Origin of the sequence: Hydrogenophaga sp. 2FB, assembly GCF_005503365.1 — a bacterium.
GTDB lineage: Bacteria > Pseudomonadota > Gammaproteobacteria > Burkholderiales > Burkholderiaceae_C > Hydrogenophaga.
Genome location: NZ_SCML01000003.1, coordinates 62,284 through 82,446, shown reverse-complemented (window position 1 = coordinate 82,446; position 20,163 = coordinate 62,284). Strand labels below are relative to the sequence as shown.

The 20,163-nt window shown below is 63.8% G+C and carries 28 protein-coding genes and 1 tRNA gene; 5 read left to right on the top strand and 24 right to left on the bottom strand.

What is annotated here, in order from left to right; genetic code table 11:
* Positions 1-128: 128 nt before the first annotated feature.
* From lnt to FFS09_RS02595, 4 genes are all read right to left on the bottom strand, one after another.
* Complete coding sequence (lnt, locus tag FFS09_RS02610) at positions 129-1,967, bottom strand: apolipoprotein N-acyltransferase (RefSeq protein ID WP_137917304.1); 1,839 nt, start codon at positions 1,965-1,967, stop codon at positions 129-131.
* Positions 1,968-2,022: 55 nt separating this feature from the next.
* On the bottom strand, positions 2,023-2,889 hold the full coding sequence (locus FFS09_RS02605) for a CorC family transporter (RefSeq protein WP_171019841.1): 867 nt from the start codon (positions 2,887-2,889) through the stop codon (positions 2,023-2,025).
* A gap of 81 nt (positions 2,890-2,970) precedes the next feature.
* Positions 2,971-3,699 (bottom strand): GNAT family N-acetyltransferase, encoded by a 729-nt coding sequence (locus tag FFS09_RS02600; RefSeq protein ID WP_137917303.1) that lies wholly within the window; start codon positions 3,697-3,699, stop codon positions 2,971-2,973.
* 81 nt (positions 3,700-3,780) lie between these two features.
* Positions 3,781-4,254 (bottom strand): Lrp/AsnC family transcriptional regulator, encoded by a 474-nt coding sequence (locus FFS09_RS02595; RefSeq protein WP_137917425.1) that lies wholly within the window; start codon positions 4,252-4,254, stop codon positions 3,781-3,783.
* 117 nt (positions 4,255-4,371) lie between these two features.
* Here FFS09_RS02595 and hppD point away from each other — a divergent pair, with 117 nt between their 5' ends.
* Positions 4,372-5,493, top strand: coding sequence for a 4-hydroxyphenylpyruvate dioxygenase (gene hppD, locus FFS09_RS02590; RefSeq protein ID WP_137917302.1), 1,122 nt, complete (start codon positions 4,372-4,374; stop codon positions 5,491-5,493).
* 12 nt (positions 5,494-5,505) lie between these two features.
* Positions 5,506-6,360, top strand: coding sequence for a phenylalanine 4-monooxygenase (gene phhA, locus FFS09_RS02585; protein WP_137917301.1), 855 nt, complete (start codon positions 5,506-5,508; stop codon positions 6,358-6,360).
* Here the strand turns inward: phhA and FFS09_RS02580 are convergent.
* Positions 6,282-7,268 (bottom strand): alpha/beta hydrolase, encoded by a 987-nt coding sequence (locus tag FFS09_RS02580; protein ID WP_137917300.1) that lies wholly within the window; start codon positions 7,266-7,268, stop codon positions 6,282-6,284. The genes phhA and FFS09_RS02580 overlap by 79 nt on opposite strands.
* Positions 7,269-7,336: 68 nt before the next feature.
* On the opposite strand from FFS09_RS02580, the gene FFS09_RS02575 reads away from it, so the two are divergent.
* The 3 genes from FFS09_RS02575 to FFS09_RS02565 all read left to right on the top strand — a co-directional run bounded on the left by FFS09_RS02575 (position 7,337) and on the right by FFS09_RS02565 (position 10,844).
* Positions 7,337-8,083, top strand: coding sequence for an FFLEELY motif protein (locus tag FFS09_RS02575; protein ID WP_252374199.1), 747 nt, complete (start codon positions 7,337-7,339; stop codon positions 8,081-8,083).
* 101 nt (positions 8,084-8,184) lie between these two features.
* Positions 8,185-9,882 (top strand): AMP-binding protein, encoded by a 1,698-nt coding sequence (locus FFS09_RS02570; protein WP_137917299.1) that lies wholly within the window; start codon positions 8,185-8,187, stop codon positions 9,880-9,882.
* Complete coding sequence (locus tag FFS09_RS02565; protein ID WP_137917298.1) at positions 9,879-10,844, top strand: MBL fold metallo-hydrolase; 966 nt, start codon at positions 9,879-9,881, stop codon at positions 10,842-10,844. The genes FFS09_RS02570 and FFS09_RS02565 overlap by 4 nt, the downstream gene beginning before the upstream one ends.
* 138 nt (positions 10,845-10,982) lie before the next feature.
* Here the strand turns inward: FFS09_RS02565 and FFS09_RS02560 are convergent.
* The 19 genes from FFS09_RS02560 to rplN all read right to left on the bottom strand — a co-directional run bounded on the left by FFS09_RS02560 (position 10,983) and on the right by rplN (position 20,027).
* Positions 10,983-11,059 (bottom strand) — tRNA-Met (locus FFS09_RS02560).
* Between the two features lie 17 nt (positions 11,060-11,076).
* Positions 11,077-11,472, bottom strand: coding sequence for a 50S ribosomal protein L17 (gene rplQ, locus FFS09_RS02555; RefSeq protein ID WP_137917297.1), 396 nt, complete (start codon positions 11,470-11,472; stop codon positions 11,077-11,079).
* A gap of 87 nt (positions 11,473-11,559) precedes the next feature.
* Complete coding sequence (locus FFS09_RS02550; protein WP_137917296.1) at positions 11,560-12,546, bottom strand: DNA-directed RNA polymerase subunit alpha; 987 nt, start codon at positions 12,544-12,546, stop codon at positions 11,560-11,562.
* A 92-nt stretch (positions 12,547-12,638) separates the two neighbouring features.
* Entirely contained in the window at positions 12,639-13,262 is a 624-nt protein-coding gene (rpsD, locus tag FFS09_RS02545; RefSeq protein ID WP_137917295.1) for a 30S ribosomal protein S4, read from the bottom strand.
* Positions 13,263-13,410: 148 nt separating this feature from the next.
* Positions 13,411-13,815 carry a 30S ribosomal protein S11 gene (gene rpsK, locus FFS09_RS02540; RefSeq protein ID WP_066267872.1) on the bottom strand — a complete coding sequence of 135 codons (405 nt, stop codon included), beginning with the start codon at positions 13,813-13,815 and terminating at the stop codon, positions 13,411-13,413.
* Between the two features lie 18 nt (positions 13,816-13,833).
* Positions 13,834-14,199: a 30S ribosomal protein S13 gene (gene rpsM / locus FFS09_RS02535; RefSeq protein WP_137917294.1), complete on the bottom strand. Its 366-nt coding sequence runs from the start codon at positions 14,197-14,199 to the stop codon at positions 13,834-13,836.
* A gap of 23 nt (positions 14,200-14,222) precedes the next feature.
* Positions 14,223-14,336 (bottom strand): 50S ribosomal protein L36, encoded by a 114-nt coding sequence (gene rpmJ / locus FFS09_RS02530; protein WP_137917293.1) that lies wholly within the window; start codon positions 14,334-14,336, stop codon positions 14,223-14,225.
* Between the two features lie 44 nt (positions 14,337-14,380).
* Complete coding sequence (infA, locus tag FFS09_RS02525) at positions 14,381-14,599, bottom strand: translation initiation factor IF-1 (protein ID WP_066267877.1); 219 nt, start codon at positions 14,597-14,599, stop codon at positions 14,381-14,383.
* Positions 14,600-14,608: 9 nt separating this feature from the next.
* On the bottom strand, positions 14,609-15,922 hold the full coding sequence (gene secY / locus FFS09_RS02520; protein ID WP_137917292.1) for a preprotein translocase subunit SecY: 1,314 nt from the start codon (positions 15,920-15,922) through the stop codon (positions 14,609-14,611).
* A 23-nt stretch (positions 15,923-15,945) separates the two neighbouring features.
* On the bottom strand, positions 15,946-16,380 hold the full coding sequence (gene rplO, locus FFS09_RS02515; RefSeq protein WP_137917291.1) for a 50S ribosomal protein L15: 435 nt from the start codon (positions 16,378-16,380) through the stop codon (positions 15,946-15,948).
* 14 nt (positions 16,381-16,394) lie between these two features.
* The gene (gene rpmD, locus FFS09_RS02510; protein ID WP_086122376.1) at positions 16,395-16,577 is read right to left on the bottom strand and encodes a 50S ribosomal protein L30; all 183 of its coding nucleotides are present in this window, start codon (positions 16,575-16,577) and stop codon (positions 16,395-16,397) included.
* A gap of 11 nt (positions 16,578-16,588) precedes the next feature.
* Positions 16,589-17,107: a 30S ribosomal protein S5 gene (gene rpsE / locus FFS09_RS02505; protein ID WP_137917290.1), complete on the bottom strand. Its 519-nt coding sequence runs from the start codon at positions 17,105-17,107 to the stop codon at positions 16,589-16,591.
* An 18-nt stretch (positions 17,108-17,125) separates the two neighbouring features.
* On the bottom strand, positions 17,126-17,491 hold the full coding sequence (rplR, locus tag FFS09_RS02500) for a 50S ribosomal protein L18 (RefSeq protein WP_137917289.1): 366 nt from the start codon (positions 17,489-17,491) through the stop codon (positions 17,126-17,128).
* An 11-nt stretch (positions 17,492-17,502) separates the two neighbouring features.
* Positions 17,503-18,036, bottom strand: a complete 534-nt coding sequence (gene rplF, locus FFS09_RS02495) for a 50S ribosomal protein L6 (protein ID WP_137917288.1) — start codon at positions 18,034-18,036, stop codon at positions 17,503-17,505.
* Positions 18,037-18,058: 22 nt separating this feature from the next.
* Positions 18,059-18,454, bottom strand: coding sequence for a 30S ribosomal protein S8 (gene rpsH, locus FFS09_RS02490; RefSeq protein WP_137917287.1), 396 nt, complete (start codon positions 18,452-18,454; stop codon positions 18,059-18,061).
* 18 nt (positions 18,455-18,472) lie between these two features.
* A complete protein-coding gene (gene rpsN / locus FFS09_RS02485) occupies positions 18,473-18,778 on the bottom strand; it encodes a 30S ribosomal protein S14 (protein WP_137917286.1) in 306 nt (101 codons plus the stop codon).
* 8 nt (positions 18,779-18,786) lie between these two features.
* On the bottom strand, positions 18,787-19,326 hold the full coding sequence (gene rplE / locus FFS09_RS02480) for a 50S ribosomal protein L5 (protein ID WP_137917285.1): 540 nt from the start codon (positions 19,324-19,326) through the stop codon (positions 18,787-18,789).
* 2 nt (positions 19,327-19,328) lie between these two features.
* Positions 19,329-19,649, bottom strand: a complete 321-nt coding sequence (rplX, locus tag FFS09_RS02475; protein WP_137917284.1) for a 50S ribosomal protein L24 — start codon at positions 19,647-19,649, stop codon at positions 19,329-19,331.
* Positions 19,650-19,658: 9 nt separating this feature from the next.
* Positions 19,659-20,027 carry a 50S ribosomal protein L14 gene (gene rplN, locus FFS09_RS02470; protein WP_056268999.1) on the bottom strand — a complete coding sequence of 123 codons (369 nt, stop codon included), beginning with the start codon at positions 20,025-20,027 and terminating at the stop codon, positions 19,659-19,661.
* Positions 20,028-20,163: the final 136 nt, after the last annotated feature.

Genomic DNA, 20,163 nt, shown 5'->3' with positions numbered 1-20,163 from the left:
AAATGGGGCCGGGAACGCTGCGCGGCCAGGAGAAGGGCGGGATGGGGTCGGAGGGCGAACGCGTGTTTGCGCGGCCCGACAAGCGCCTGATTTTACGGGTGCACGCCGCGCGCTACGGCGCGTGGTCTTCAGCGGCGGCGGGTGCGCCCACCGCGCCGCCCCAGGTTGCGGGCCGAGGCGATCAGCAGCGCCAGCGCGAGGCAGCCGACCCACAGGGGCGCGAGGCCCCAGCGCGCCGTCCACCCGGCGTACGGGGTGATGCCGCTGCGGCCTTGGACCGTCGCTTCCAGCCGCCCGCGCGTGAGGCGCTGCAGCTCGTGCGTCACCTTGCCCTGGTGGTCGATCACTGCCGTCGCGCCGGTGTTGGTGGCGCGCAGCATGGGCCGGCCCAGTTCGATCGCGCGCAAGCGCGAGATCTGCAGGTGCTGGTCGATGGCGATGCTGTCGCCGAACCAGGCGATGTTGCTCAGGTTGATCAGCACCGTGGGCGCGGCGGTGGGGTCGCGGAACGAGGCCGCGAGCTCTTCGCCAAACAGGTCTTCGTAGCAGATGTTGGGCGCGATGCGCTGCCCCGCCACCGCCCAGGCCGGCTGGCCGAGCGCACCGCGGTTGAAGTCGCCCAGCGGGATGTTCATGAGGTCGGTGAACCAGCGGAACAGGGGCGGAATGAACTCGCCAAACGGCACCAGGTGGTGCTTGTCGTAGCGGAACAGGCCGTTGTCGGCCGTGTCCAGCCGGGCCAGGCTTTGCAGGCGGTGGGCCGCACCGGGCGTGAGGCCCCAGACCGAGTTGGTGTAGCCCTGCTCCAGGCTGCCCAGGGGCAGGCCCAGCAGCGTGTTCACACCGGCGCCGGTCGGCTCCCGGGCCAGTTCGCCCAACAGGGGTTGCCAGAAGTTGGGGCCGAGTTGTCCAGGCAACAGGGGCACGGCGGTCTCCGGCGCCACCACCAGTTGCGGACCGGTCACCGAACTGCGCGCGGCATGCGCGGCTTCGGCCATCTGTTGCGGGTACCAGGACAGCGCCTGGGCAATGCCGGTGCCGGGTTGGAATTTCTGGTCTTGCGCGATGTTGCCTTGCAGCAGCCAGACCCGCAGGTCGCCCGTGGCCGCGGTCTCGCGCTGGCCCAGCCCGCGCCATGCGGCCCCGCCACCCACAAGGCTCCACAGCAAGGCGGCCACGACCAGCAGGAGCGCGAGGTTGCGCAGCGCGCCGGGCCATCCCTGGGCCAGGTCGGGCACCAGCCGGGCTTGCACCCGCGGCGCGGGGGCGGCGATGCGCACGCCCCCCGTGGTGCGAATCGTCTGGCGGCGGCCGGTGGGCGATGACAGCCAGTCACCCAGACGCCGCACCATGGCCGACACGACCGACGCCAGCGAATAGGCGAGCAGCGCTGCCAGGAATCCCATGCCGTAGACACCCACCAGCGGCGCCCAGGGCGCCATCAGGTCCACCTGCGCATAGCCGACCGCGCCCCAGGGGAATCCGGTGAACCAGTGTGCGCGCGCGAGTTCGGCGAGCGTCCAGAGCGAGGCGAACATCAGCCCCTGGGCGGTGCGCGAGAGCGGCGCCCAGGCGCACAGGAAGCCCATGCCCACCGCGTAGTAGATGGCGAGCAGACCCGCCAGCGCCAGCACGGACAGCACGGCCAGCCACGCGGGCAGGCCGCCATAGGTGTGCAGCGAAATGAACAACCACCAGAAGGTGCCGGCCAGCCACACCGTGGCGAACACCCAGCCGCGCCACACCGCCTGACCCACGCGCGTGGCGTACTGCAGCGCCAGCACGAGCATGGCCAGCGCGACGATCTGCCACCACCCGTTGGGTTGGCCCTGCACGGTGCCCGGCAGGCCCCAGCTCTGGAACGGCCAGGCGATGGATGCGGCCTGCAGCGCGCCACCGGCGAGGCACAGCAGCCACCACACAAAACCACTGCCGCGCGCGGCGCGCCCCGGAGGGCGGCGGCTCATCGGGTTGAAGCTCGATGGTGTGTGCAGTGACCCGAAGAGGCTGCGCATGGGCGTTTTAAGCCTCGCCCTGCACGGGCAGGACCTTGAACCACTTCACCGCGCCACCTTTGGTGTGTAGCGCGGTGAAGCGCAGGCCGTCGAGTTCGTGGACTTCGCCGCGCTTGGGCACGTGGCCCATGGCGTGGGCGATCATGCCGCCGATGGTGTCGAAATCTTCCTTGGGCAGCGCCAGCCCGAAGGACTCGTTGATGCGCTCGATCGGCGTGTCGCCGCTCACGCGCCAGGTGCTGTCGGCCAGGGCGAAGATGTCGCCGTCGTCCTGGACCACGTCGAACTCGTCCTCGATCTCGCCGACGATTTCTTCGAGCACGTCTTCGATGGTGATGAGGCCGGCCACGCGGCCGAACTCGTCGATCACGATGGCCAGGTGGTTGCGGTTGCCGCGGAATTCGCGCAGCAGGTCGTTGAGGCCTTTGCTCTCGGGCACGAAAGTGGCCGGGCGCAACAGGGCGCGGATGTTGAGCTCGGGCGCGCGCTGCAGCTTGAGCAGGTCTTTGGCCAGCAGGATGCCGATGATGTTTTCCCGTTCGTCTTCGAACACGGGAAAGCGCGAGTGGGCGGTGTTGATGACGAGGTGCAGCAGCTCGTCGTAGGGGGCCTCGATGTCCAGCACGTCCATGCGCGGCGCGGCCACCATCACGTCGCCAGCGGTCATGTCGGCGATGCGGATCACGCCTTCGAGCATGACGCGCGATTCGGCGTTGATGATGTCGTTGTCCTCGGCCTCGGCGAGGGTTTCGATCAGCTCGTCCTTGGAATCCGGCCCGGGGTGGATGAATTCCGCGAGCTTTTGCAGGAAACCACGTTTGTCGGCATGCCGCAGGCTGCGCTGCGGCCCGCTACTGGGAGGGGATTCGGCCACTGAAGGAAAGGGGAGGTTGTAACAGGGCGAAAGGATACCCCATGCAGGTGGCAGCGCGCAAAGCCGCCGCCCTGCGCGAACTCAGCCCCGAACGCGGTCGCGCGCGTCGCGCACGCCCTGGCGGATCTCCTGCAGCACGGCGAGGATGCCCCAGAACTGCTTGGCCTGGGACTTGAAGTGGTAGTCGGTGATGGCGACTTGCTGGTTGAGCAGTTCGGTCACGCGCGAATCGAAATCCGCCGGGGGCAGGCGCAGGTGCGCCTCGGACTCGGAGCCGTCGCGCTCGATCACCGCGCCGGCGCGGCGCGCGATCTTGAGCATGGCGGTGTTCTCGGACAGGGCATGGATGAACAGCATGGTCACGCCCTCGTTGCGCGCATGCATGACGGCGCGCTCGAACAGGCGGCTGCCGTAGCCACGCCCACGCGCGCTCTTGGCCACCGACACGCCGAACTCGGCGCAGCTGTTGTATTGCGGGTCGACCGAGAACGCGACGTGGGCCAGGGCAATGAGCTCGAGCCGGCGGTTGAAGATGCCGAAGAGCTCGTCGCGCTCGAAGTTGAGCTGGGCCACGTAGCGGTGAATCTGCTCGTCGTTGGCGGCGTAGCCAAAGCGCAGGTAGCGGTCGTGCTCGTCGAGCGCCAGCAGATGGGCTTCGATGCGGTCGATCTGGCCCGGGCCGATGGAGCGGATGGGCACCACCACCGAAGTCGACGTGTTCGGCTTCCTGTCGCCCGCGGACGACCCGCCGCCCTGCTCGGCCTGGGCCGGCGGCGGCGTCGACTTGATCGAGTGGGTGAAATCAACCATGGGGACGAATGTACGGGTCAACCCTATATCGACAAGGACTACCGCCCCTAAACGAGCGGGAACCCGACGGACGGAACCGCCTCACAGCGGCAGCGCGGTGGTGCTTTTCACCCTGTCCATCACGAAGCTGGTCTTGCAGTCCTGCACGCTGGGGTGTTTGAGCAAGGTGTCCATGATGAAGCGCGAGTAGGCGGCCATGTCGGCCACCACCAGGCGCAGGTGGAAGTCCATGTCGCCCGTGAGCGCGGCACATTCCACCACCTCGGGCCAGGCGAGCACGCTGGCGCGAAACGTGTCCATCGGGTTGCGCTTGGCGCTGTCGCTGTGCTTCTCCAGCCGCACGCTGACATGGGCGGTAAGGCCGAGCCCCACCGCTTCCGGCCGCACCAACGCCACGTAGCGGTCGATCACGTGGGCTTCTTCCAGGCGGCGCACGCGGCGCAGCACCGCGCTGGGCGAGAGACCGACCGCCTCGGCGAGCTGGTCGTAGGTGGCGCGGCCATCGGCCTGCAGGCTGCGCAAAATGTGCCGATCGAGCTTGTCCAGTGCTTCCATGGGCGTCATTTTGCAGGAATCCTGCAACCGGAGCGAACGACCCGCCCCAATACGCCGGAATCGTGACACGCTGCGCCGATACAGTGGCGCATCAGCCTGTCACACACGGAGACCACCATGAACAGCCCCCTGCCCACCGCCGCCCAGACCGCCGCCACCGCGTGGGACAACCCCATGGGCACCGACGGCTTCGAGTTCATCGAATACGCCGCACCCGACCCGGTGGCCATGGGCGCGCTGTTCGAGCGCATGGGTTTCAAGCCGATCGCGAAGCACCGCCACAAGGCCGTCACGCTGTACCGCCAGGGCGAGATCAACTTCATCATCAACGCCGAGCCCGACAGCTTCGCGCAGCGCTTCGCGCGCCTGCACGGCCCGAGCGTGTGCGCGATCGCCTTCCGTGTGCGCGACGCCAAGGCGGCCTACGAGCGCGCGATCTCGCTGGGCGCCTGGGGCTACGCGCAGTCGGCCGGACCGGGTGAGCTGAACATCCCGGCCATCAAGGGCATTGGCGACTCGATCATCTATTTCATCGACAAGTGGCGCGGCAAGAACGGCGCGAAGACGGGCGACATCGGCAACATCGGCTTCTTTGACGTGGACTTCGAGCCCCTGCCCGGCGCCGAACTCAACCCGGTGGGCCATGGCCTGACCTACATCGACCACCTTACGCACAACGTGCACCGGGGCCGCATGGAAGAGTGGGCGGGCTTCTACGAGCGGCTGTTCAACTTCCGCGAGGTGCGCTACTTCGACATCGAAGGCCAGGCCACCGGCGTGAAGAGCAAGGCCATGACCAGCCCCTGCGGCAAGATCCGCATCCCGATCAACGAAGAGGGCAACGAAAAAGCGGGGCAGATCCAGGAGTACCTGGACCGCTACCACGGCGAGGGCATCCAGCACATCGCGATGGGCTCGACCAACCTCTACGATACGGTGGACGCGCTCGAACTCAGCGGCGTGAAGCTGCTCAACACCAGCGAGACCTACTACGAGCTGCTGCCCAAGCGCATTCCGAACCACGGTGAAGACGTGGAAGCGCTGAAGCAGCGCAACATCCTGGTGGACGGCGTGCCCGGCGAGTTGCTGCTGCAGATCTTCAGCGAGAACCAGCTCGGCCCGATCTTCTTCGAGTTCATCCAGCGCAAGGGCAACCAGGGCTTTGGCGAAGGCAACTTCAAGGCGCTGTTCGAGACGATGGAACTCGACCAGATGCGCCGGGGTGTGCTGAAGTCCTGACAAGGAAACACCATGGCCGTCGAACCAGTGGTCTATGGCGCGAGCGAACGCCCGCCACGCGGCGACTACAGCCGCGCACGGGCCGACTACACCTGCGCGCAGAACTGGGCGTCGTACACAGACGCCGACCACGACACGTACCGGCGTCTCTACGAACGCCAGTCCGCCCTGCTGCCGGGACTGGCCTGCGATGCCTTCATCGAGGCCCTGCCCTCGCTCGGCGTGAAGGACCGCATTCCGCGCTTCGAGGAAATCAACGAGCGGTTGAAACCGGCCAGCGGCTGGGAGATCGTGGCGGTGCCGGGCCTGATTCCCGAGCGGCCGTTCTTCGAGTTGCTGGCCAACCGCCGCTTCCCGGTGACGGACTGGCTGCGCACGCCCGCCGAGTTCGATTACATCGTCGAACCCGATGTGTTCCACGACCTCTTCGGCCATGTGCCTCTGCTGTTCAACCCGGTGTTCGCCGACTACGTGCAACGCTATGGGGAAGGCGGTCTGAAGGCGCACGAGCTGGGCGCGGGCGAGCTGCTTTCGCGGCTGTACTGGTACACGATCGAGTTCGGCCTGATCCGCCAGGCCGACGGACTGCGCGCGTACGGCGCGGGCATCCTGAGTTCATCGGGTGAGCTGCAATACAGCGTCACCAGCCCGCAGCCACAACGCATCGCGCTCGACCTGCTGCGCTGCATGCGCACGCGCTACAAGATCGACGATTACCAGGCCACGTACTTCGTGATCGACAGCTTCGAACAGCTGTTCGAGATGACCGCACCCGACTTCGCGCCGCTCTACGCGGCCGTGCGTTCGCTCGGTGAGTTGCCGGCCGACGCCAGGATCGCCAGCGACTCGTCCATCACCCTCGGGTGAAACGCCAGCGCCACGTGCGGCATGCCCGGCACGTGGCGGTTGTCGGCACCGGGCAAGGTGGCGGTGGACGCGGGAAACACGATGCTGTCGCCGTTCGAATACCAGCACACGACGTGCTCGTAGGTCTGCGCGGGCTTGATCTGCGCCTCGCGCGCGAACAGCGCCCCCAGCCAGTCGCCGCCCAGCCGCATCTGCCGCCCATTGGCCACGTGGCTGAAGCGCCCCAGCCAGGTGCCTCGGTGCGGGCTGCCAATGGTCACCATGCCGAGCACCGGCACCTCGGGCTCCATGGCCGCCCAGGCGCGCGCCACCAGGCCACCCATGCTGTGGCAGACCAGCAGCGGCGGCTGTCCCGTGAGCGCGTGGGCGCGGCGCACCGCATCGCTCATGAGCGGCATGTAGTCGTCGATGTCGCCAAACACGGGTTCGAGATTGACCGAGGTGTACGGAATGCCTTGTGCGCGCAGCCGCTGCATCCACGGCAACCAGAAGCCGCGGTTGCAGACGAAGCCATGCACGAACACCACCGCGTGCGGTGCACCGCCCGGCGCAGGCTCGGCGTCGTCCGGCAGGCGGGCCCAGCGAAACGGCTGGCGCCAGGCAAACACCTTCGGCGCCACGCACACCTCCTGCCACCACGCGCGGACCACGCCGGCCCAGGACAAAGGCGGCGCGTCGTCGCCGCGGTTCACCCACGCCGACATCACGCCTTCCAGCGCGAGCACCAGCGTGTACCCGCCCAACGGCAACGCCGCACCCACAACGCCCACCGTGGGCGAGCGCGGCCACCAGTACAGCAACCAGCTCATGGCAAAGACCAGCGCGACCAGCAGCAGGACCTGCTGCAAACTCGCCAGGCTGGAGGAACGGCGCGGGGATGGGGTTTCTCGGGCATCGAGCTTGGACATGCGACGCACTATCTCACGGTCTGCGAACTCCGGAATAGACTGACACGTCGTCCCCTCAAGGCCGTTTCATGACCACCAAGCCCAGCGCCGCCGATCAGATCCGCACCCACCTGGAGCGCGTCAGCGACCTGCGCCAGCAGGCCCGCAGCGCGGGGCTGGACCGCGCGGTGCGCGACGTCAAACAACTGCAGGCCCGGCGTTTTCGCGCCACCTACACAGACTTCCTGCAACACCCGGTCTACGCACCCGCCACCCGCTTCTTTCTGGAGGAGTTGTACGGCGTGCACGATTTCGCGCAGCGCGACGCGCAGTTCGCCCGCATTGCGGGGGCACTGGAGCGCCTGTTTCCGGAGGCGGTGGCGCAGCTCGCGGTCGACCTGGCCGAGACCCATGCGCTGACCGAGGTGCTCGACCATGAAATGGCCACCTACTGGCTGGCGCAGGACGACACACTGCCTCCCGCCCTGCGCTACATCCGCAGCTGGCAACTGACGGGCAACCGCGAAGCCCGTGCGCGCCAACTGGCCGTGGTGCAGCACATGGGGCTGGAGCTGCAGCGCCTCACGCGCATGAAGCCCTTGCGCCTGGCGCTGCGCATGATGCGCAACCCCGCCCGCGCCGCCGGGCTGGAGGCCTTGCAACAGTTCCTGGAGAGTGGCTTCGACGCCTTCGCCTCGTTGGGCGACGCCCGGGTGTTTCTCGACACCGTCAGCGCGCGCGAATCGCAGTGGATCACCACCCTGTTCGACGCGGGCGAGGCGGACGGCAGCGCCGCGCTGGCGGCCGAACTCGCCCGCGCGCCCTCGCCCGCATGACCGTGTGCTTTGCGTGACAGCGCCTAGGGGCGGGCCCGATGTCCCTCGCGAGGCTCCCTTGTCAGAATGGCCGCATCCGATCCTTCACGCGACCGCAACCCATGACCCGACCCTGGTTCTCCCAATACCCCGAAGGTGTGCCGCACGACGTGGCGCCCGAGCAATACCGCTCCTTGTCCGCCCTGCTGGAAGAATCCTTCAAGCGCAACGCCCGCGCACCCGCGTGCGTCTGCATGGAGCGCTGGATGCGCTACGGCGAGCTCGACGAATTGAGCGCCGCCATGGGCGCCTGGCTGCAGGGGCGTGGAATGGTGCCTGGCGCACGCGTGGCCATCATGCTGCCCAACGTGCCGCAGTTCCTGATCACCATGGCGGCCATCGTGCGCGCGGGCTACGCCGTGGTCAACGTCAACCCGCTGTACACCGCCCGTGAGCTGGAACACCAGCTCACGGACTCCGGCGCGCAGGCCATCGTCATCCTCGAAAACTTCGCCCACACGCTCGAAGAAGTGATCGACCGGACCTCGGTGGAACACGTGGTGGTCGCCAGCCTGGGCGATCAACTCGGGTTCTGGTACGGCCGCTGGCTCACGTTTGCCGTGCGCCACCTGGCCAAGATGGTGCCGGCCTACAAACTCCCCCGAACCGGCCCGCTGGGCGCGCGCACCATCGTCGATTTCCGCCACGCGATCGCGGCGGGCAGCAACCTGAGCCTCAAACCGAACCACGACACCCTGGATTCCGTCGCCTTCCTGCAGTACACCGGCGGCACCACCGGCTTGTCGAAGGGCGCGGTGCTGACGCACCGCAACATCATCGCCGCCATCCTGCAGGCCGAGGCCTGGTTCAAGCCCGCGCTGGACCGCGTGGGAGACCCGAGCAAGGTCAATGGCGTCGCCGCCTTGCCGCTGTACCATATCTTCGCGCTCACCCTGAGCCTGCTCTCCATCCGCAACGGCGCTTACATGACGCTGGTGCCCAACCCGCGCGACATCCCGAACCTGGTGGCCACGCTCAAGCGCCGCCCGTTCCACCTGCTGCCCGCGGTCAACACCTTGTTCAATGCGCTGCTGCAGAACCCGCAGTTCCGCCAACTCGACTTTTCCAACCTCGTGATGTCGCAAGCCGGCGGCATGGCCGCGTCCGAAGGCACGGCGCGGCAATGGCGCGCCACCACCGGCTGCACCATGATCGAAGGTTGGGGCATGAGCGAAACCTGCGCGATCGGCACCAACAACCCCGTGACCAGCACGCGGTTCAGCGGCACCATCGGGCTGCCGCTGCCCGGCATCGACATTGCCATCAAGGACGAGGAAGGCCGCAGCCTGGCGCTGGGCGAGACGGGCGAGATCTGCATCAAGGGCCCCAACGTGATGACCGGTTATTACAACCAGCCCGAAGAAACCGCCAACGCCTTCACGCCCGACGGCTTCATGCGCACCGGGGACGTGGGCATCATGGACGCGCAAGGCTTCACCCGCATCGTCGACCGCAAGAAAGACATGATCCTGGTGTCCGGTTTCAACGTGTTCCCGAGCGAGCTGGAGAACGTCATTTCCATGTGCCCCGGTGTGCTCGAATGCGCCGCCATCGGTGTGGCGGACGAGAAGCAGGGCGAGGCGGTCAAGGTGTTCATCGTGCGCGCCGACCCGACACTGCGCGAGGAAGACGTGGCCCGTTATTGCCAGGACAAGCTGACCGGCTACAAGCAACCCCGGCACATCGAGTTCCGCGACGAACTGCCCAAGAGCAACGTCGGCAAAATCCTGCGCCGCTCGTTGCGCTCGGCAACCGCATGACGTCGACGCCATCGCCGCCACCGGAACCGCGCGTGGGTCACGCCGCCCTGGCGCAGGCGGGTGTCACCTGCCTGGAGCGCGGCTGGCTGTCCGCCAACAACATCCTGATCCGAGGCGATGGTCCAACGGCATTGGTCGACTCGGGCTACGGCACCCACGCGGGCCAGACAGTGGCATTGGTTGGCGCATCGCTGGGTCAAACGCCACTGGACCTCCTCCTCAACACCCACCTGCACAGCGACCATTGCGGTGGCAACGCCGCACTGCAACAAGCCTACCCCGCGCTGCGCACGCTGATTCCGCCGGGACACGCCCAAGCGGTTGCCGAGTGGGACCTGGCCGAGCTCACTTTTGAGGCCACCGGCCAGCTCTGCCCGCGCTTTACCCACCAAGGCCTGTTGGTGCCTGGCACGTCCATGCGCCTGGGCTCGTGGGAATGGGAGATTCACGCGGCCAAGGGCCACGACCCGCATTCGATCGTGCTGTTTCAACCCCAACACCGTCTGTTGATCTCGGCCGATGCCCTGTGGGAAAACGGCTTCGGCGTCGTCTTTCCCGAACTCGAAGGCATCTCCGCCTTTGACGAAGTCGCCGACACCCTGAACTTGATCGAACAGCTGAACCCGAAGACCGTCATCCCGGGGCATGGCACGGTGTTCGAGGATGTGGACGCCGCGCTCACACGCGCCCGCACCCGCCTCGACCAATTCGTCGGCCATCCCGAGAAGCACCGCCGGCACGCGCTGAAGGTCTTGATCAAGTTCAAGCTGCTGGAATGGCAAACCGTGTCCATCGACGCCATGCACCAGTGGGTGCGGCAAACCCACTACTTCGTGAACGCCATGCCCGGCGAGTTGCGCTCGGACCCGGCGCAGAGTCGGGAATGGCTCATGGCCTTGTTGTCCGATCTGGAGCGCGGCCAGGCACTGACCATGGACGGTGACACGGTCGTCAATCGGTAGGCTCCTTCCACGAAGGATGGCCACACCAGAATCGAATCGGTTCGGGGCGTTTTGCCCGAGACACAAAACGCGTGACGCCACAAACAAAAAAGCCCACGTTTCCGTGGGCTTCGATGACAAGCAAGTGCTTGATTTAGTTGGTTGCGGAGGCAAGATTTGAACTTGCGACCTTTGGGTTATGAGCCCAACGAGCTACCAGGCTGCTCCACTCCGCGTCAAGCCTTGTATTCTATCACGCTTTGTCAGCGTCAGCCGCTGGCGCCGCGTCTTCTGCACGGTCCACCAGTTCGACCAATGCCATGGGTGCATTGTCCCCCACGCGGAAACCCATCTTCAGAATGCGGGTGTAACCACCTGGACGCGCCTTGAAACGCGGACCCAGTTCGTTGAACAGCTTCACGACCACATCGCGGTCACGCAGTCGGTCAAACGCCAGGCGGCGGTTGGCCACGGTGGCTTCCTTGGCCAGCGTGATCATGGGTTCGACCACGCGGCGCAGCTCTTTGGCCTTGGGCACCGTGGTCTTGATGACTTCGTGCGTAAGCAGCGAGTTCATCATGTTGCGCAGCATGGCGAGGCGGTGCTCGCTGGTGCGGTTGAGTTTGCGAAGTCCGTGTCCGTGACGCATTTGTTCATCCTTTCAGTGTTTTGCCCCCAGCCGTACTAGGTACTGGGAGTTCGTCCGGGTCTGGCCCCCTGGCCAGACGCTGCGGTCTCAGTGCTTGTCCAGGCCGGCAGGCGGCCAGTTTTCAAGCTTCATGCCCAAGGTCAAGCCGCGCGAAGCGAGCACTTCCTTGATTTCGTTGAGCGACTTGCGGCCCAGGTTGGGGGTCTTGAGCAGCTCGTTCTCGGTGCGCTGAATCAGATCACCGATGTAATAGATGTTCTCGGCCTTGAGGCAGTTGGCCGAACGAACAGTGAGTTCAAGCTCGTCCACGGGACGCAGCAGGATCGGATCGAATTGCTGCGAGCTGCGCTGCGCGGGTGCATCGAACGCCGACAGCTCCACGCCTTCGAGTTGCGCGAACACAGCAAGCTGTTCGACGAGGATCTTGGCGGAGGCGCGAACCGCTTCTTCAGGACCGATGGAACCGTTGGTCTCGATCTCGAGCACCAGCTTGTCCAGGTCGGTGCGCTGCTCAACGCGAGCGCTTTCCACCGTGTAGCTCACGCGCTTGACCGGCGAGAACGAGGCATCGAGCACGATGCGACCAATGGAGCGGGTCTGGTCGTCGTTGCGACGCAGGCTGCCCGGCACGTAACCGCGGCCCTTTTCCACCTTGATCTGCATGTCCAGCTTGGCGCCGGCCGACAGCGTGGCGATCACGTGACCCGAATTGACGATCTCGACATCGTGCGGCGTCTGAATGTCGGCTGCCGTCACGACGCCTTCGCCGTCTTTGCGCAAGCTCAGCGTGACTTCATCACGGTTGTGCAGCTTGAACACCACGCCCTTGAGGTTCAAGAGCATGTTGACGACGTCTTCTTGCACGCCATCGATCGATGAGTACTCGTGCACCACACCAGCGATCGTGACTTCGGTCGGCGCATGGCCGGTCATGGACGACAGCAGAACCCGACGCAGAGCGTTGCCCAGCGTATGGCCATAACCCCGCTCGAAAGGCTCGAGTGTGACTTTGGCACGGTTGGTCGAAACTTGCTCGACGTTGATGGTTTTGGGCTTCAGCAGATTGTTCAGCATTCAACTTCCTTCAGTACCCTCGGCTCGTTACACCGATAAGGCAGACGGAGCATGGCCCGACCACACCGCAAGGGTGCAGGCCGGGAACGAAATTAACGGGAATACAGTTCGACGATCAGCGATTCGTTGATGTCGGAGCCGAACTCATCGCGGTCGGGCGATTTCTTGAACACGCCTTCGGCCTTGTCGGTCGACACGTCGACCCAGGCGGGGAAGCCGATTTGCTTGGCCAGCTCGAGGGCTTCGATCACGCGACCTTGCTTCTTCGATTTCTCACGCACGGCGATCACATCGCCAGCCTTCACGGAGTACGAAGGGATGTTGACCGACTTGCCGTTCACGAGGATGGCCTTGTGCGACACGATCTGGCGCGCTTCGGCACGGGTCGAGGCAAAGCCCATGCGGAACACCACGTTGTCCAGACGCGCTTCGAGCAGGAACAACAGGTTGGCGCCGGTGTTGCCACGGCGGCGATCGGCTTCAGCGAAGTAGCGGCGGAACTGGCGCTCCAGCACACCATAGGTGCGCTTGACCTTCTGCTTTTCGCGCAGCTGCACGCCGAAATCGGAGGTGCGCTGGCCCGAGGTGCGGCCATGCTGGCCGGGCTTGGAATCGAATTTGGCCTTGTCGCTGATGGAGCGGCGGGCGCTCTTGAGCAGCAGGTCAGCGCCTTCACGGCGGGAGAGTTTGGCCTTGGGGCCGAGGTAACGTGCCACGTTGGTTTCCTTGTTTCACTGCCGCAACCTGTTGTTGCGGGAGCCACCCTTTAGAAAAGATGGCGGTGGGCTTAGCAAAAATGCCACCGCAGGCGACTGCGGTGGCGCTCAAAAAAGCTTTCGATTGTACCGCGTCAGCGGTAGTGCATCAGATGCGGCGGCGCTTCTGCGGGCGGCAGCCGTTGTGCGGCACCGGCGTCACGTCGGAAATCGAGTTAATGCGGATGCCGAGGGCACCCAGTGCACGCACCGAAGACTCGCGACCAGGACCTGGGCCCTTGATCTCGACGTCCAGGTTCTTGATACCCTGCTCGATGGCAGCGCGACCAGCGACTTCGGATGCCACCTGGGCAGCGAACGGCGTGGATTTGCGCGAGCCCTTGAAGCCCTGGCCACCCGAAGACGCCCACGACAGAGCGTTGCCCTGGCGGTCGGTGATGGTAATGATGGTGTTGTTGAACGAGGCGTGCACGTGTGCAATGCCGTCGGCAACGTTCTTGCGGACTTTCTTGCGAACGCGGGCAGATGCGCTGCTGGAGGGAGACTTGGCCATGAGGGTCCTTCTAACCGTTTATTTTTTCAGCGACTGGGCGGCCTTGCGGGGACCCTTGCGCGTACGGGCGTTGGTCTTGGTGCGCTGACCACGCAGCGGCAGACCACGGCGGTGGCGGAAGCCACGGTAGCAACCAATGTCCATCAAGCGCTTGATGTTCATGGTGGTTTCACGACGCAGGTCACCCTCGATCGTGAACGTACCGACCTGGTCGCGCACTTTTTCGAGTTCCGCGTCGCTCAGATCCTTGATCTTCTTGGCGTAGTCGATGCCGCAGGCTTCGCAGATCTTGCGAGCGCGGGTGCGACCAATGCCAAAGATTGCCGTCAAGCCGATTTCGGCGTGCTTGTGCGGCGGAATGTTGATGCCTGCAATACGAGCCATGATGGATCCTCTTAACTAACCAATCAGCCTTGACGCTGCTTGTGACGCGGGTCGGTGCAGATAACGCGCACGACGCCATGCCGCTTGATGACTTTGCAGTTGCGGCACATTTTTTTGACCGAAGCCGAAACTCTCATACTCTTCTCCTAGATATTCCTAAAAACTGTCAACAACTGTCCGTTCACTTCGAGCGGAACACGATTCGCGCCCGGGTGAGGTCGTAGGGCGTGAGCTCCACTTTGACCTTGTCCCCCGGCAGGATCCGGATGTAATGCATCCTCATCTTGCCGCTGATATGCCCCAACACCACATGACCGTTTTCGAGTTTGACCCTGAAGGTCGCATTGGGGAGGTTTTCAACCACCTCCCCCTGCATCTCGATCACATCGTCCTTGGCCATAAGCGAAGTTCAAGGGGAGGTTTTGAAATTGGCCTTCTTGAGCAGCGATTCGTATTGCTGCGACATCATGTAATTTTGAACCTGAGCCATGAAGTCCATGGTGACCACCACGATGATCAACAAGGAGGTGCCGCCAAAATAGAACGGCACGTTGTACTTCAGGATCAGAAACTCGGGCAACAGACACACGGCGGTGATGTACACAGCGCCTGCCAGCGTCAGCCGCAACAGAATCTTGTCGATGTAGCGGGCGGTCTGGTCACCCGGGCGAATGCCGGGGATGAACGCACCACTCTTCTTCAGGTTGTCTGCGGTCTCGCGGCTGTTGAATACCAGCGCGGTGTAGAAGAAGCAGAAGAAGATGATGGCCGCTGCGTACAAAGCCACGTAAATCGGCTGACCTGGCGACAAGGCAGAAGCGATGTCGCGCAACCAGCGGGTGGAGTCACCGGTGCTCACCCAGCTCACCACCGTGGTGGGCAGCAGGATGATGGAAGAAGCGAAAATCGGCGGGATCACACCGGCCATGTTCAGCTTCAGCGGCAAGTGCGATGACTGGCCACCATAAACCTTGTTGCCCACTTGGCGCCGCGCGTAGTTCACCAGGATCTTGCGTTGGCCGCGTTCGACGAACACCACGAAGTAGGTCACCAGGATGACCAGCGCAATGATGAAGATCGACACCAGGATGTTCATGGCACCGGTACGAACCAGCTCCAGCAAACCGCCAATGGCGCTCGGCAGACCTGCGGCAATGCCGGCGAAGATCAGGATCGAGATACCGTTGCCCAGACCACGTTCCGTGATCTGCTCACCCAGCCACATCAGGAACATGGTGCCTGCCACGAGACTGACCACAGCCGTCAGGCGGAAAGCCATGCCGGGATCGATCACTAGGCCGGCCTGACCTTCCAGCGCGAGAGCGATGCCCATTGCCTGGAAGATCGCCAGCGCAAGCGTCCCATAGCGGGTGTACTGCGTAATCTTGCGGCGACCGGCCTCGCCCTCTTTCTTCAGTTGCTCGAACGTGGGCACCACGTAGGTCATGAGCTGCATGATGATCGAGGCCGAGATGTACGGCATGATCCCCAACGCGAACACGGTGAAGCGTGAGAGCGCGCCGCCCGAGAACATGTTGAACAGACTGAGAATACCGCCCTGCTGCCCCTGGAACAATTGCTCCAGCTGCGCGGGATCGATACCGGGCACAGGGATGTGCGCCCCGATGCGGTAAACCACCAGCGCCAGCAACAGGAACACCAGCCGGCGACGCAGGTCACCGAACTTTCCGGTTTTGGCCAGGGACGTGGATCCAGTTGCCACAGGAAGCTTCCGTTCGGGTCCGATCAGGCCGCCAGCGAGCCGCCAGCTGCCTCAATGGCTTGCTTGGCGCCTGCCGTGGCGGCGATGTCCTTGAGGGTCACGGCACGCGTGATCTCACCGGTCTTGATGACCTTGACACGCTTGGCCAGGTGCGGCACCAAGCCAGCTTGCTTGAGCACGAGCACATCCACTTCGCTCACGTCGAGTGCATTCAGGTCGGCCAGGGTCACTTCGGCATTGAACTGCAGTTGCGCCGACTTGAAGCCGCGCTTGGGCAGACGACGCTGCAGCGGCATTTGACCGCCTTCGAAACCGACCTTGTGGTAGCCGCCCGAACGGGATTTCTGGCCCTTGTGGCCACGACCCGCCGTTTTGCCCAGGCCCGAACCGATGCCGCGGCCGACACGGCGCTTGGCATGCTTGGCGCCTTCGGAAGGCTTGATGGTATTGAGTTGCATGTCAGTGACTCCGATCAGACGATTTTGACCAGGTAGCTGATCTTGTTGATCATGCCGCGCACGGCGGGCGTGTCCTGCAGCTCGCTGATGCTGTTGAGCTTGCGCAGGCCCAGGCCACGGACGGTGTCGCGGTGGGATTGCTTGGTTCCAATGGGGCTGCGCACCAGTTGGACCTTGACGGTGTTTTGAGTGGTCATGATCGCTCCAATCAACCCAGGATCTCTTCAACGGACTTGCCACGCTTGGCAGCCACGTCGGCAGGGGTCGTCGAGTTTTTCAGTGCGTCCAGTGTGGCGCGCACCAGGTTGTAGGGGTTGCTCGAGCCATGGCTCTTGGCCACGACATCGGTGATGCCCAGCACTTCGAACACAGCGCGCATCGGGCCACCGGCGATGATGCCGGTACCTTTGGAAGCCGGCAGCATCATGACGTTGGAAGCGCCGTGCTCGCCGTGCACGCTGTGGTGCAGGGAGCCGTTCTTGAGCGACACCTTGATCATGTTGCGACGGGCCTGCTCCATGGCCTTCTGCACCGCCACCGGCACTTCACGCGCCTTGCCCTTGCCCATGCCCACGCGGCCATCGCCGTCACCGACCACGGTCAGCGCTGCGAAACCGAGAATGCGACCGCCCTTGACCACCTTGGTCACGCGGTTGATCGCGATCATCTTCTCGCGCAGACCGTCTTCGTTCGCTTCGTTCTTGATGTTTGCCGTAAATTTAGCCATTTTGTGTATTCCGTTTGATCAGAACTGCAGACCGGCTTCACGTGCCGCGTCTGCCAGGGCTTTCACCCGGCCGTGGTAAGCAAAACCGGAACGGTCAAACGCCACTTTTTCAATGCCGGCGGCCTTCGCCTTTTCGGCGATGCGCTTGCCCACCAAGGCTGCAGCAGTGGTGTTGCCACCCTTGCCGGCGCCACCGATCTGGGCGCGCACTTCGGCTTCGGCGGTCGATGCAGCAGCCAGCACGCGGCTGCCATCGTCGGAAATGACGCTGGCGTAGATGTGCAGGTTGGTGCGGTTCACGCTCAGGCGCACGGCGCCTTGCTGCGCAATGCGGATGCGCGTCTGGCGGGCGCGGCGGAGACGTTGCTCTTTTTTGGTCAACATGATCCTGATCCTTATTTCTTCTTGGTTTCCTTGATCACGACCTTTTCATCCGCATAACGGATGCCCTTGCCCTTGTAGGGCTCGGGAGGGCGAACAGCTCGCACCTCGGAAGCGATCTGGCCCACACGCTGGCGATCGGAACCCTTGATCAGGATTTCGGTCGGCGTCGGGGTTTCCACCTTGATGCCGGCGGGCATGTCCATCAACACGGGATGGGAGTAGCCGACCGTCAGGTTGAGCTTGGCGCCTTGTGCCTGGGCCTTGTAGCCCACGCCCAACAGCGTCAGCTTCTTCTCGAAGCCCTTGCTCACCCCGTTGACCATGTTGTTGACCAGCTGACGCATGGTGCCCGACATGGCATTGGCTTCGCGCGACTCGTTCACCGGAACGAAGGTCAGCGTGCCCGCCTTGTTTTCAACCTTGACCAGCGCGTTCAGCGTCAGAGCCAAAGCACCCAAGGTGCCTTTGACATGGATCTGGTTGTCCTTGACCGAGACCTCCACCCCAGCAGGGACGGTGACCGGCAGTTTTCCAATACGTGACATTAATTTCTCCTCAATGCCCGCATCAGGCGACGTAACACAGGACTTCGCCACCGACACCGGTAGCGCGCGCCTTGCGGTCGGTCATCACGCCTTGCGGCGTGGTGACGATGGCCACACCCAGACCGTTCTGGACCTGGGGGATGGCGTTGCGACCGCGGTAGACGCGCAGGCCGGGGCGGCTCACGCGCTCGATGCGCTCGATCACCGGGCGGCCAGCGTAGTACTTGAGAGAAATCTCAAGTTCATTCTTGCCATCGGTGCTCTTGACCTGGAATCCGTCGATGTAACCCTCGTCCTTCAGGACCTGGGCGATCGCGGCCTTGACCTTGGAAGCCGGCATCGTCACGCTGGCCTTTTCGACCATTTGTGCGTTGCGGATGCGGGTCAACATGTCAGCAATAGGATCACTCATGCTCATTTGTGGTTCTCCTAGTGCTTACCAGCTGGCTTTGGTGATGCCGGGAATTTCACCGGCAAACGCCATTTCGCGGACCTTGGCGCGGGCCAGGCCGAAGTGGGCGAAAGTGCCGCGCGGACGACCGGTGATCTCGCAGCGGTTGCGCTGACGGGTCGGGTTCGAATTGCGGGGCAGCTTCTGCAAACCCAGGCGGGCCGCATCGCGTTCTTCGTCGCTCTTCTTGGCGTCGTTGGCGACGGCCTTGAACTCGTTGTATTTCTTGGCGAACTTGGCGGCGAGCTTCTCGCGCTTGAGTTCACGTTGGAGTAGTGCTTGTTTAGCCACGCGCCACCTCAGTTCTTGAACGGGAAACGGAAACCAGCCAGAAGAGCCTTGCACTCTTCGTCGTTCTTGGCGGTCGTCGTGATGCTGATGTTGAGACCGCGCAAGGCATCCACCTTGTCGTACTCGATCTCAGGAAAAATGATCTGTTCCTTGACGCCAACGTTGTAGTTGCCGCGGCCGTCGAAAGAGCGGCCGGAGATACCACGGAAGTCGCGCACGCGGGGCAATGCCACGGTAACGAAACGGTCCAGGAATTCGTACATGCGAGCGCCGCGCAGGGTCACCATGCAGCCGATGGCTTGCTGCTCGCGGATCTTGAAACCCGCGATGGCCTTGCGGGCCTTGGTCACCACTGGCTTCTGGCCAGCAATCTTGGTCAGGTCGCCCACGGCGTTGTCCATGACCTTCTTGTCAGCAACAGCTTCGCTCACACCCATGTTCAGCGTGATCTTGGTGATGCGGGGCACCTCCATGATCGACTTGTAGCCGAACTTCTCAACCAGGCTGGGCGCGATGGTGTCGCGGAAAATGTCTTGCAAACGTGCCATGGTCATGCCACCTTGATTTCTTCGCCGCTGGACTTGAAGACGCGCACTTTCTTGCCGTCGGCCAGGAGCTTGATACCCACGCGATCCGCCTTGCCGGTGGCGCCATTGAAGATGGCGACGTTGGACTGGTGGATAGGCATGGTCTTTTCGATGATGCCGCCGGTGATGCCCTTCATGGGGTTCGGCTTGGCATGCTTCTTGACGAGGTTCACGCCTTCGACAACCAGACGGCTGTCGTCGCTGCGCAGCACAACCTTGCCGCGCTTGCCCTTGTCGCGACCGGCAATCACGATGACTTCATCGCCACTACGAATCTTGTTCATGATGATTCCTCAGAGAACCTCGGGTGCCAGCGACACGATCTTCATGAACTTCTCGGTGCGCAGTTCGCGCGTGACCGGTCCGAAGATGCGGGTGCCGATAGGCTCCAGCTTGGCGTTAAGCAACACTGCTGCGTTGCCGTCGAATTTGATCAGGGCGCCGTCTTGACGGCGGATGCCCTTGGCGGTGCGAACCACCACAGCGTTGTAAACCTCGCCTTTTTTGACGCGGCCACGGGGCGCTGCTTCTTTGATGGTGACTTTGATGACGTCGCCCACACTGGCGTAACGACGCTTGGAGCCGCCGAGCACCTTGATGCACATCACGGACTTCGCGCCCGTGTTGTCAGCAACATCGAGTCGAGATTGCGTTTGAATCATTTGATTTAAGTCCCAACTTGAATCCCCCCAGCCACCACGGCCGGGAGTGATCAGTCTTGGGCCCGTCGTTGAAGGTTTGCCAGACATTGCGCCTGGCTCACCCGCTTCGGTGGGCAGATAGCTCTCCGCCTTTTCA